Raw genomic sequence first — 12,181 nt, 5'->3', positions numbered from 1 at the left:
GAGGCCAGTTTATGCGCTTTGGCGGCCGGACGTTTGCCCTTTGAAGAAGCAAGTTTCGGGCCGCCTGCCTGCCCATTGGGCGCTCAAAACGGTCCCAATTCCAGCGATTTAGCCTGACTTGGTTAGCCGGCGGCTGTGATGCCCGCATGAATGCGGTCGGGCTTGAGCGGCAGGCGATAGAACCGCACGCCCGTGGCGGCGCGGATGGCATTGGCGAGCGCGGGCGCGACCGGATTGTACGGGCTTTCGCTCATCGATTTGGCGCCGAACGGGCCCAGTTCGTCACTGGTCCGGGCAAACAGGACCTCGGTGTGCGGCACGTCGGCGAAAGCCGGGATGCGGTAGTGCCGGAATGACGGATTGGTGACGCGGCCCTCGGTGTCGACCACAACCTCCTCGAACATCGCGGCGCCCAATGCCTGCGCCACGCCACCTTCGATCTGGGCGCGGCACTGCATCGGATTGATGACGGTGCCGGCGTCGGCAGCTTGCACGCTCTTGATGATCTTCACCTCGCCGGTCGTCGTGTTCACCGCGACGCGAAAACCGTGCACGTTGAAAGCGACCGAACGCGGAATGCCGTTGGTCGTACCGTGCGCCGACAGATCGACGACGAAGGCTTCGGCGATCCGGAACAGTTCGCCGAGCGCTATCGTCTTGCCACCGCAATCGACGGCGTCGCCTGCGAGCTTGCATTGCGCGCGGTCGACGCCGGATTGCGTCGCCGCGAAGTCGAGCAGTTTGTCGCGTAGTGCTTCCGCCGCGCGCTGGGTGGCGCGGCCTGCCACCACGGTGCCAGTCGAGCCATAGGCGCCGGTATCATGGCCGCCATGATCGGTGTCGGATTGCGTGAAGGCGATGGCGAGCGGGCTGGCATTGAGCACGCTGGCGGCGATCTGCCGGTGTACCGTCGAGGTGCCGTTGCCGAATTCGGCGGTGCCGATGGTCATGTTGTAGGTGCCGTCGGCTTCCAGCCAGATATATGTGTCGGAGTAGTGCCCGCCCGGCGGCACCGTGTCGATCATGGTGAGCGCCGTGCCTTCGCCGACCGACCAGCCGGGCGGCGCTTCATCGCCGTCACCGCGCATCAGCGCCGCCTGGACCAGATCCAGGCACTGGTCGAGCCCGTAGCTGCCATAGATGACATCGTCGGGCGCTTCGTGCAGGCCGATCATCGGCTCACCCTTGCGCACGACATTGCAGCGGCGAAATTCCAGCGCGTCCATGCCGATCATGCGCGCCACTTCGTCAATCGCCGATTCAACGGCGAAGCCGGTCTGCGGCAGGCCGTAGCCGCGAAACGCGCCGGCCGCCACCGTGTTGGTATAGACCGCGTAGCCGTCGATCTTCTTGTTCGGACAGCGATAGACGCTGACCGCTTCCGAGCAGGCATGCTCGAGCACGGGCATGCCGTGATTGCCGTAAGCACCGGTGTTGGAGACGACGTGCATCTCGATCGCGGTCAAGGCGCCGTCGCGCCGGGCGCCGATCTTCACCGTCACCTTCATCGGATGCCGCGTCGTGGCGCCGACGAACTGCTCCTCGCGCGTGAATTCGAGCTTCACCGGCTTGCCGGTCTTCAGCGCGGCGAGCGCCGCGATGTCTTCGGTGAGCATTTCCTGCTTGGCGCCGAAGCCGCCGCCGACCCGCTCGCAGAACACGCGCACCTTGTCGCGGTCGAGGCCAAAGACATGCGCCAGTTCGAGCCGCGTCAGGAACGGCACCTGGGTTGAGGACCGAACATTCAGCCGGCCGCTCTCGTCGATCCAGGCAATGGCGCACAGCGTTTCAAGGTGGGCGTGTTGCACACGCGGCACGAAATACGTGCCCTCGTGGATAGCGTCGGCCGCGGTGAAACCCTGGGCGACGTCGCCGGTCGCGCCATGCATCTCGGCGACGAGGTTGCGCGACGCATTCGCAATGCGCGCTTGCGGACCCTTGTCGTGCAGGCGCGGCGCGCCGGGCTGCATCGCCGTCTCAGGATCGAACACCGCGGGCAATATTTCGTAATCGACGACAAGCTTGCGGCAGCCTTCCTCGGCGGCGGCTTCGCTTGTCGCGACCACGGCGGCGACGCGCTGGCCGATGAAGCGCATGACATCGTCAAGCACGCGCGTGTCGTCGGGATCTGTGTCGCGGGTCTCGTGGCGGGCGCTGGAATAGAGCGTTGCCGGCGCGTCCTCATGTGTCAGCACCGCGACGACGCCGGGCACCGCCAGCGCCGCGCTTTTATCGATCGCGCGGATGCGGGCATGGGCATGCGGCGAGCGCAGCAGCTTGATGTGATGCAGACCGTCGATCGCAACATCGAGCGTGAAACGCGCTCGGCCGGTGACGACATCGGGCCCGGCCGGCGCCGGTACGTTGTGGCCGACGCCGCGGCCGGGCCTGGCATCCTCGGTGTCACGGCGGCCGGCGATGGCGTCCTCGACGGCACGATAGCCGGTGCATCGGCACAGATTGCCTTTGAGCGCGCGGCCGAGATCGGCCTTCTGTTCCTGGTTGAGCGCTGCGGCGGTCATGATCATGCCGGCGGTGCAGAAGCCGCACTGATAGCCCTGCGCGTCGAGAAAGGCCTGCTGCATCGGATGCAGCGCGCCGCCTTGAGCGAGACCTTCGATGGTCGTCACCTCGCGGCCTTCGGCGCGGAAGGCGGGCACCAGACAGGAATGCACCGGCTCGCCGTCGAGATAGACGGTGCACGCGCCGCAGTCACCGGCGTCGCAACCTTTCTTGACGCCGAAATGACCGAGCTGGCGCAGGAAGGTGCGCAGGCATTGGCCCGGCGCGGGCTGGTCATCAAACGGTTTGCCGTTGACGGTGACGCTCATGCCGCGCCTCCACCGAGTTCGGCGAGAATCTCGCGGGCGAATTGCAGTGTCATGGCGCGCCGCCACGCCGGCAGGCCGTGAATGTCGTCGAACCAGTTGTTGGCGATGGTGGTGTCGGTACGCGCGGTCAATTCATCGGCGCCGGGCAGGGCGTCGAAGCGGAACTGATACGGCTTCGGTGTCGATGCGGTGACCGTGAGCATGAAGGCTCCGCCGGCGTCACGCGTGCCGATGAGGAGCGCGCCGGAGCGGCCGTGGCTCTGCAGCGAAATCTGGCGGAACGCGGTGCGCCGCGTCAGTGCAGCGAGCGGCAGATGAATGGCGCGGACGATCTCACCGGACTTCAAGTCGTTGCTGACGGGGCCCTTGACGAAATCGACGACGGCGACGCGGCGTTCCCTGCCATCCGGTCCCCAAATCAGGAGTTCGCCGTCGAGCGCGCAGGTCAGCGAGATCATCGGTCCGGCCGGCAGCGACATGACGATATTGCCGCCGACGGTGGCGACGTTCCAGATCTTGAACGAGGCGAGGAAGGCGCGGCAGCATTGGCCAATCAGCGGCGCGGCTATCCAGCCTGGCGGCGCGGCAAAGCCATCGAGTTGCGCGATGGTACAGGTCGCGGCGATCTCAAGCCCGTTGCCGGTGGCGCGCAGCGGCTCCCAGTTCAGTGTCGACAGGTCGATCAGCCGCGTCAGCTTCGGCTGCGGCTCGGAGAACAGCCAGGTGCCGCCGGCCAGGAATGCGTCGCCGTCGCGCCAGACGCGCAGCGCCTCGCGCGATGTCGGCCTCTCGACGGCAGTGATGGTGTTCAGGTCCATTGCGGCCGCCTGATACATCCTGCCTTCATTCCCGCGAAAGCGGGAATCCAGGAATGGGTCCCCGCTTTCGCGGGGACGAACGGAGAGGGGTGCTGGTCCCGGACTTGCAAGTCCCGATATGATGACGGCGAAGGGATTTTCGAATGATCGATGCACTCTGGATCAAGGACCCCATGGCCATTCTGGCCGATGGCGCCGAGCGTGGCGTCGTCGTCAGCGACGGCGCCATTGTCGAACTGGTCGGCAAGGGCAAGGAGCCCAGGACGGCGAATGCCAAGGCTTTCGACGCGCGGGACCATGTCGTCATTCCCGGTCTGATCAACACGCATCATCATTTCTACCAGACGCTGACGCGCGCCGTCCCGGCCGCACTCGACCGCGAATTGTTCCCGTGGCTCAAGGCGCTGTATCCGATCTGGGCGAAGATGACGCCGGCGGCGCTCGATGCCGCCGTCACGGTGGCGATGGCCGAGCTGATGCTGTCCGGCTGCACCACGACCACCGATCATCACTATGTGTTTCCCAAGGGAATGGAAGACGGCGTCGATATCGAAATCGCAGCGGCCTCGAGGCTCGGCATCCGCGTGCTGCTGACGCGCGGCTCGATGAACCTGTCCGAGCGCGACGGCGGCCTGCCGCCGGATTCGGTGGTGCAGGACGAGGACACCATTCTCGCCGACTCGGAGCGCGTCGTGGCGCGCTATCACCAGCGCGGCGATTCGGCGATGACGCAAGTGGCGCTGGCGCCGTGCTCGCCGTTTTCCGTCACCACGTCGCTGATGAAGTCCACGGCGGCGCTGGCGGAGAAGCTCGACGTCCGCCTGCACACGCACCTCGCCGAGACCGAGGACGAGAATGCCTTCTGTCAGCAGCTCTACAGCTGCCGGCCGCTCGACTATCTCGAGGATTGCGGCTGGCTCAATCAACGCACCTGGCTGGCGCATGGCGTGCATTTCGACAAATCGGAAATGCCGCGCCTTGCCAAAGGCAAGGTGTCGATCAGCCATTGTGCCTGCTCGAACCAGACGCTCGCCTCGGGTCATTGCCCGGTGTGCGAACTGGAAGCCGCCGGCGTCGCCGTCGGTCTCGGCGTCGATGGCTCGGCGTCGAACGATGAATCGAATCTGATGCAGGAGGTGCGCGCCGCGTTCCTGCTGCAGCGCGGGCGCTACGGCGTCACCAGGGTCAGCCACAAGGATGCCTTGCGCTGGGCGACGCAAGGTTCGGCGGCTTGCGTCGGCCGTCCCGAACTCGGCGAGATCGCGCTCGGCAAGCGCGCCGACCTGGCGCTCTACAAACTCGATGAGTTGCGCTTTTCCGGCTACGGCGATCCGCTCGCGGCGCTGGTCTTGTGCGGCGCGCATCGCGCCGACCGCGTCATGATCAACGGCACCTGGACGGTGATCGACGGCGCCATTCCCGGCCTCGACGTCGCCGGTCTCATGCGCCGCCATCAGGCGGCGGCGAAGATGGTGCAAAGCTAAAAGGTCCACAAACGCACTCGCGCTTTGCTCCTCTTATCCCTCCCCGCAAGGCGGGGAGGGATAAGCAAGCCTCACTTGCCCGGCATTTTGTCGTCCACGCCCTTGACGTAGAAGTTCATGCCGAGGATCTGGCCGGCATCGAGATGCGTGCCGCCCTTGCATTCCACCGGCTTGCCGTCCTGGCCGAGCACCGGACACTTGAACGGCACCAGCGTGCCGGCGACGATGTCGGCTTCGGTCTTTTCCGCGAGCTTCTTCACGTCATCGGGCATGTTGGTGTAGGGCGCCATCACCACCATCTTTTCCTTCAGGCCGTCCCAGGTGTCTTCCGACTTCCAGGTGCCGGCGAGCGCCGCCTTGGTCTGCTTGATGTAATAGGGCCCCCAGTTGTTGACGATGGCGGTGAGCTGCGACTTCGGGCCGAACTTGATCATGTCGCTGTCCTGGCCGAAGGCGTAGATGCCGCGCTGCTGCGCGACCTGCATCGCCGCCGGGCTATCGGTGTGCTGCATCAGCACGTCGGCGCCCTGATCGGCCAGCGCCTTGGCGGCGTCGGCCTCCTTGCCGGGGTCGAACCAGGTGTTCACCCAGATGATCTTGACCTTGATGTTCGGGTTGACCGATTGCGCGCCGAGCATCGTGGCGTTGATGCCGGAGATCACTTCCGGAATCGGGAACGAGCCGATGTAGCCGATCGTGCCGGTCTTCGACATCTTGGCGGCGATCACGCCCTGGATGTAACGGCCTTCATAGAAGCGGCCGGAATAGGTGCCGAGGTTCGTGGCGCGCTTGTAGCCGGTGGCGTGCTCGAAGTTGATCTTCGGGAACTGCTTGGCGACCTTCACGGTCGGGTCCATGTAGCCGAACGACGTCGTGAAGATGAGCTGGTGGCCGGTGCGGGCGAGCTGCACGATCGAGCGCTCAGAGTCCGGACCTTCGTTGACGTTCTCGAGATAGGTGGTCTCGATCTTGTCGCCGAGCTCCTTGACCAGCGCCTGACGCGCCACTTCGTGCATATAGGTCCAGCCGAGATCGCCGACCGGGCCGAGATAGATGAAGCCGACCTTCAGCTTGTCGGCGGCGGATGCGTTCATCGCGGTTGCGGCGAGTGCCAGGGCCGCCGCCGCGGCGGTCATCAGAAGTTTTTTCATGCTCAGCTCCAGTTGAATGTGACGTCAGGGATTGCTTATCGATCCGGTACGAAGACGACGCCGAGCGAGGCCGGCGCTACCGAGCCCGCGCTGCCGCGGGCGCGGGAAATGATGACGAGAACGATCACGGTCGCGAGATAAGGCAGCGATGTCATGAGCTGCGACGGGATGCCGAGGCCGAGCGCCTGGGCGTGCAGTTGCAGGATGCTGACCGCGCCGAACAGATAGGCGCCGGCGACCAGCCGGCCCGGCAGCCACGACGAGAACACCACCAGCGCCAGCGCGATCCAGCCGCGGCCGGCGGTCATGCCGGGGATGAAGAACGGCGTATAGGCCAGCGGCAGGAAGGCGCCGGCGAGGCCGGCGCAGCCGCCGCCGAACAGCACCGCCATCAGCCTGATCTTCAGCACCGGATAGCCGAGCGCATGCGCCGAGGTGTGACTGTCGCCGACCGCGCGCAGGATCAGTCCGCCGCGCGTGCGGTACAGGAACCACCAGATGCCGACGACGAGCAGCACCGAGAAATAGACGAAGCCGTCCTGAGCGAACAGGATCTTGCCGGCGACCGGGATGTCAGACAGGCCGGGGATATAGAGATGCGGCGCCGGCACGATCTTCTGGCCGACGAAGCTGGCACCGATCAGCCCGGACAATCCGATGCCGAGAATGGTCAGCGCCAGTCCCGCCGCCACCTGGTTGACCGCCAGGCCGAGCGTCAGCACCGCGAAGACGAAGGATAGCGCCATACCGGCGGCGATGCCGGTGAGCGCGCCGACGAAGGTCGAACCGCTGAGGAAGGCGCCGGCAAAGCCGCAGGCCGCGCCCATGATCATCATGCCCTCGACGCCGAGATTGAGCACGCCGGAACGCTCGACGACGAGTTCGCCCGCCGCCGCCAGCAGCAGCGGGGTCGAGGCGGCGATCACGGACAGGATGATGGCTTCAACGATCAGCATGCATTCGTCTCATGCGGTTTTCGGTTGCGAGCCGATCAGGCGGATGCGGTAGAGGATGAGGCTGTCGCAGGCGAGCACGTAGAACAGCAGCACGCCCTGGAACACCTTGGTCAGGTCGAGCGGGATCTTCATCGAGATCTGCGCGCCTTCGCCGCCGATGAAGGTCAGCGCCAGGAACAGGCCCGCGATCAGGATGCCGAGCGGATTGAGCCGGCCGAGGAAGGCGACGATGATCGCGGTGAAGCCATAACCCGGCGAGATGCCGGGCTGCAGCACGCCGACGGGCCCCGCGACTTCGATGATGCCGGCAAGCCCGGCCAGCGCGCCTGAAATGAGGAAGGTGAAGATCACCAGCCGGTCCGACTTGAAGCCGGCAAATCGCGCCGCGCGCGGCGCCGCGCCGACGACACGGATCTCGAAGCCCTTGATGGTGCGGCCGAGCATGACCGCCGCGATCACCACCACGGCGAGCGTGACGATGACGCCGGCATGCAACCGCCCGCCGTCGAGGATCACCGGCACGGTCGCCGACGGATCGAACGACGCCGTGGTCGGAAAGTTCATACCCTTGGGGTCGCGCCACGGCCCGCGCACGAGGTAATCCATGATCAGGTCGGCGACATAGACCAGCATCAACGAGGTGAGAATCTCGTTGGCGCCGAAGCGCACGCGGCAGATCGCCGGTATCAGCGCCCACAGCGCGCCGCCGAGCGCGCCCATGATCAGCATCACGATGACGAGCCAGTGCCCGACGTCGCTGCCATTGGTGACGACGGCGAGATAGCTGCCGGTCACCGCGCCCATGATAAACTGGCCTTCGGCGCCGATATTCCACACATTGGCGAGATAACACAGCGACAATCCGATCGCGATCATCACCAGCGGCGAAGCCTTTACCGCGATTTCCATCAGGGTGTAGGGATCGGTCAGCGGCTCGATGAAATAGACATAGAGCGCCGCGAGCGGGTTCTTGCCGAGCGCCAGCAGCAGAATCGATATCGTCACCAGCGTGAGGACGATGGCGAGCAGCGGCGAGGCGAGCGCGATGAAGGTCGAGCGCTCGGCGCGTTTCTCAAGCACCAACTGCATGAGAAACCTCCTTCGCGCTTTCGGGCGAGGCACCGCCCATCAGCAGGCCGAGCTTCTCGCGTGTGGCCTTCGCCGCGGCGATCGGCTCGGACAGGCTGCCGTGGAACATCACCGCGATGCGGTCGGAAATCTCGATCAGCTCGTCGAGGTCCTGGCTGATGACCAGCACGGCCGTGCCGCGGCCGGACAGATCGAGCAGCGCCTGACGGATGACCGCGGCGGCGCCGGCATCGACGCCCCAGGTCGGCTGGCTCACCACCAGCACGCCGGGCTCGCGCAGGATTTCGCGGCCGACGATGAATTTCTGCAGATTGCCGCCGGACAGGCTGGCAGCTTCCGGATCGCGCTTGGCCTTGCGCACGTCGAAGGTCGCGGTGGTCGCGTCAACGGCTTTCAACGTTGCGGGGCGGTCGACGAAGCCGTGCTTCACCATGCGGCTGGCGGCGTGGCCGGTGAGCAGCGCGTTCTCCGACAATTTCATGCGCGGCGCGGTGCCGTGGCCGAGACGTTCCTCGGGCACGAAGGCGGCGCCGAGCTTGCGCCGCTGCGTCACGGAAAGGTGGCCAGCCGCGTGGCCGTCGATGATGACGTTGTCCTCGTGCGGGCACAGCCGTTCGCCGGACAGCGCGGCGAACAATTCATCCTGACCATTGCCGGCAACACCGGCGATGCCGAGGATTTCGCCGCCGAACACCTCGACTGCGACATTGCGCAGATAAGTGCCGTGCGGGTCGTCCGGCTCCATCGACAAATCGCGGATCAGCAGCCGCGGCACGGTGACGGCGCGCGCCGTCGTCGCTTTGACCTCGCCGATATCGGCGCCGACCATCATGCGCGCCATCGACGCCGCAGTCTCCGCGCGCGGATTGCAGGTTGCGACCTTCCTGCCGCCGCGCAGGATGGTCGCGGTGTCGCACAGCCGCTTCACTTCATCGAGCTTGTGCGAAATGTAGAGCAAGGCGCGGCCTTCGCTCCTGAGGCGTTCGAGCACGGAGAAGAGCTGGTCGGCCTCCTGCGGCGTCAGCACCGCGGTCGGCTCGTCGAGGATCAGCAGCTTCGGGTTCTGCATGAGGGCGCGTACGATCTCGATGCGCTGGCGTTCGCCAACCGACAGCCGCCACACTTCGCGCTTGGGATCGAGCGGCAGGCCGTAGTCACGCGACACCTGCGCCAGCCGCGCCGACATCGCGGCAAAGCTTTCCGAACCGTCGAGCCCGAGGGCGACGTTTTCGGCCACCGTCAGATTGTCGAACAGCGAGAAGTGCTGGAACACCATGGCGATGCCGCGCGCACGCGCATCGGCCGGGCCGGCGAGTTCGATTTTTTCACCCAGCCAGCGCAGCTCGCCGGCGCTCGGCTGGATGAGGCCATACATCGTCTTGACCAGGGTCGATTTGCCGGCGCCGTTCTCGCCGAGCAGTGCATGGATTTCGCCGGGAAAGAGGTCGATGGAGACGTCGTCATTGGCGAGGAAGCTGCCGTAGCGTTTGGTGATGCCAATGGCCTGGAGCAGAGGCGCACGCGCGGAATGACTGGCCGACCCCTGATCCGACATGTGGAAGGCTGTCCCGTGACTCAGACTGCGACGGCGCCTTGTCCCCCGGGCGGCGTCTAGAAAAACGACAAGCCAATATTGTGCCAATTTCGGCGGCAGTTGAAGGCACCAATTGTCGCCAGCCCCTGCCTATCCACGCGGCAATTGCGGCGTCGCGGCCTGCCGTTTGGGCAGGAGGTCAACTGCCGCGATAGGTTCCGTAGGCCCAGGGCGAGGCCGACAGCGGGACGTGATAATGACCCTCCGGCTCGGCGACGCCGAAGCGGATCGGCACGATGTCGAGAAACGGCGGGTCGGGTAGCGGCACGCCGCAGTTGCGGAAATAGCCGCCGATGGCAAAGCGCAGTTCGTAGGTGCCGCGCGGCACTGGCCGGCCGCCGATCAGCGGTGCATCGGTGCGCCCGTCCCTGTTGGTCGTGGCGCGGACGATCAGGCGCTCGCTGCCGTCGCGCGACAATTCCCATAGTTCGACCGCCACGCCTTGGGCGGGCCGGCCGCTATGGGTGTCGAGCACGTGGGTGGAGAGCCGGCCGGTTATCGGCACTTTATCCGCCGCGGTAATGCGCTGGTCGAGGCGCAGCGCCCCGATGCGGAAGATTTCGCCGAGCGCGGTGTCGGTTTCGGCGGCATCGACCTGGGCAAGACGGCGCTCGAACTCGTCAAGGATCGAGTCTTTGGTGTGCCGGCGGACGCAAACGATGAAAGGAATGCCGAACTTTGCCTTGTAGGCGTCGTTGAGTTTGTGGAAGCGCGCGTAGTCGGCTTCGCTCAAACGATCGAGTCCGGCGCTCATCTGCTCGTCCGTCGAATCCCTGGTGAGCGAACCGGCGCGCGCCGCCTTGCCGGCGAGATCGGGATGCGCGGCGATCAGTTTCATGCGCGCGTCATCCGGCGCGGCTTTCACCGCCGCCACCATCGCCTCATGCAGGGCATTGAGCGTCGCGAACGGCCGTTGCTTCGCCGCGGCTTCGGCGACCCAGGGCGAATGCTCATAGATGTCGGCCAGCGCCGCGGTGAAATCGGTGGCTGACAGGGCGTTGAGCTGGTCGAGGGTGATGGGCGTCATTCTGCCGGCGCTCCTGCCGCATACCACGCCGCCAGCACCTGCCGCTCCTGCGGCGTGATCTCGGTGACATTGCCCGGCGGCATGGCGCTGGAGCGGCCGGCCTGCAGCGCGATCAGCTTCGCGTGCAATCTGATCGCTTCCGGGCTGTCGAGCCGAATATCCTTCGGCGCCTCGCCGATGCCGGCCCAGACCGGCTCGGCGGCGTGGCACATGCTGCAACGTGACGACACGATCTCGTTGACCTGCGCGAAAGTCGGCTTCTGTTCCAGCGCGCCGGTCTTGCCGGCATCCTTCGGTCCGGTCGTGGTCAGCCACAGCACCAGCATCATCGCGAAGGCGGCGACGAACCAGGTCCACCACGGACTCTCCTTGCCTTCGTGCCGCGCATTGAAGAAATGCCGGATCACCGGGCCGATGATCAGCACGATGGCGACGATGATCCAGTTGTACTTCGTCGCGAAGAACAGCGGATAGTGATTGGACAGCATCAGGAACACGACCGGCAGCGTCAGGTAGTTGTTGTGCACCGAACGCTGCTTGCCGAGCTCGCCCCACACCGGATCGGGCTTCTCGCCGGCGATCAGTGCGGCCACCGTCTTGCGCTGGTTCGGCATGATCACGGCGAAGACGTTGGCGACCATGATGGTGCCGATCAGCGCGCCGATCTGGGTGAAGGCGCCGCGGCCGCTGAACACATGGGTGAAGCCGTAGGTCAGCGCAACGAGATAAACATAGCCGACCAGAGCCAGTGCGACCGCGTGCTTGCCGAGCGGCGAGCGGCACAAAGCCTCGTAGATGAGCCAGCTCACGACGAGCGTCACGAAAGCGATCGCCGCCGCGGTCGGCGCGCTCATGTTCAGCACCGACTTGTCGATCAGGAACAGGTCGGCCTGCAGGTAATAGACGACGACCAGCAACGCGAAGCCGGACAGCCAGGTGGCATAGGCTTCCCATTTGAACCAGGTGAGCTCATCCGGCATATGCTTCGGCGCCACCAGAAATTTGATCATCTGGTAGAAGCCGCCGCCGTGAATCTGCCAGGCGTCGCCTTTGACGCCGTCGGGCAAGCCGACGCGCTTCTGCAGGCTGAGGTCAAGGTGGATGAAGTAGAACGACGAGCCGATCCAGGCGATACCGGCGATGACGTGCAGCCATCGCAGCGTCGCGCTGACAAGTTCGGAAACGACGAGATAGAAGTCCACGCAACGGCCCCCAGAACATCCGGCCGCGC

General features: G+C 65.5%; 9 protein-coding genes. 1 reads left to right on the top strand and 8 read right to left on the bottom strand.

Annotated elements, in window-relative coordinates:
• Window positions 1-122 precede the first annotated feature (122 nt).
• The gene (locus ASD45_RS22030; protein ID WP_056913847.1) at window positions 123-2,831 is read right to left on the bottom strand and encodes a molybdopterin cofactor-binding domain-containing protein; all 2,709 of its coding nucleotides are present in this window, start codon (window positions 2,829-2,831) and stop codon (window positions 123-125) included.
• On the bottom strand, window positions 2,828-3,649 hold the full coding sequence (locus tag ASD45_RS22025; protein WP_056913995.1) for an FAD binding domain-containing protein: 822 nt from the start codon (window positions 3,647-3,649) through the stop codon (window positions 2,828-2,830). The genes ASD45_RS22030 and ASD45_RS22025 overlap by 4 nt, the downstream gene beginning before the upstream one ends.
• 143 nt (window positions 3,650-3,792) lie before the next feature.
• Between ASD45_RS22025 and ASD45_RS22020 the strand changes: the two genes are divergently transcribed.
• The gene (locus ASD45_RS22020) at window positions 3,793-5,133 is read left to right on the top strand and encodes an 8-oxoguanine deaminase (protein ID WP_056913846.1); all 1,341 of its coding nucleotides are present in this window, start codon (window positions 3,793-3,795) and stop codon (window positions 5,131-5,133) included.
• Window positions 5,134-5,204: 71 nt separating this feature from the next.
• On the opposite strand, the gene ASD45_RS22015 is transcribed toward ASD45_RS22020, so the two are convergent.
• The 6 genes from ASD45_RS22015 to ASD45_RS21990 all read right to left on the bottom strand — a co-directional run bounded on the left by ASD45_RS22015 (window position 5,205) and on the right by ASD45_RS21990 (window position 12,152).
• Window positions 5,205-6,284, bottom strand: a complete 1,080-nt coding sequence (locus tag ASD45_RS22015; protein WP_056913845.1) for a BMP family ABC transporter substrate-binding protein — start codon at window positions 6,282-6,284, stop codon at window positions 5,205-5,207.
• A 35-nt stretch (window positions 6,285-6,319) separates the two neighbouring features.
• Window positions 6,320-7,240: an ABC transporter permease gene (locus ASD45_RS22010; RefSeq protein ID WP_056913844.1), complete on the bottom strand. Its 921-nt coding sequence runs from the start codon at window positions 7,238-7,240 to the stop codon at window positions 6,320-6,322.
• 9 nt (window positions 7,241-7,249) lie between these two features.
• Window positions 7,250-8,329, bottom strand: a complete 1,080-nt coding sequence (locus tag ASD45_RS22005) for an ABC transporter permease (protein ID WP_056913843.1) — start codon at window positions 8,327-8,329, stop codon at window positions 7,250-7,252.
• Window positions 8,313-9,884 (bottom strand): ABC transporter ATP-binding protein, encoded by a 1,572-nt coding sequence (locus ASD45_RS22000; protein WP_056913842.1) that lies wholly within the window; start codon window positions 9,882-9,884, stop codon window positions 8,313-8,315. Before ASD45_RS22000 ends, ASD45_RS22005 begins: the two co-directional genes overlap by 17 nt.
• A gap of 178 nt (window positions 9,885-10,062) precedes the next feature.
• Entirely contained in the window at window positions 10,063-10,950 is an 888-nt protein-coding gene (gene uraD, locus ASD45_RS21995; RefSeq protein WP_056913841.1) for a 2-oxo-4-hydroxy-4-carboxy-5-ureidoimidazoline decarboxylase, read from the bottom strand.
• Entirely contained in the window at window positions 10,947-12,152 is a 1,206-nt protein-coding gene (locus tag ASD45_RS21990; RefSeq protein ID WP_056913840.1) for a urate hydroxylase PuuD, read from the bottom strand. The genes uraD and ASD45_RS21990 overlap by 4 nt, the downstream gene beginning before the upstream one ends.
• Window positions 12,153-12,181 lie beyond the last annotated feature (29 nt).

This window comes from Pseudolabrys sp. Root1462 (assembly GCF_001426945.1).
GTDB lineage: Bacteria > Pseudomonadota > Alphaproteobacteria > Rhizobiales > Xanthobacteraceae > Pseudolabrys.
The sequence above is the reverse complement of the archived record's forward strand: the minus strand, read 5'-3'. Positions and strand labels throughout refer to the sequence as shown.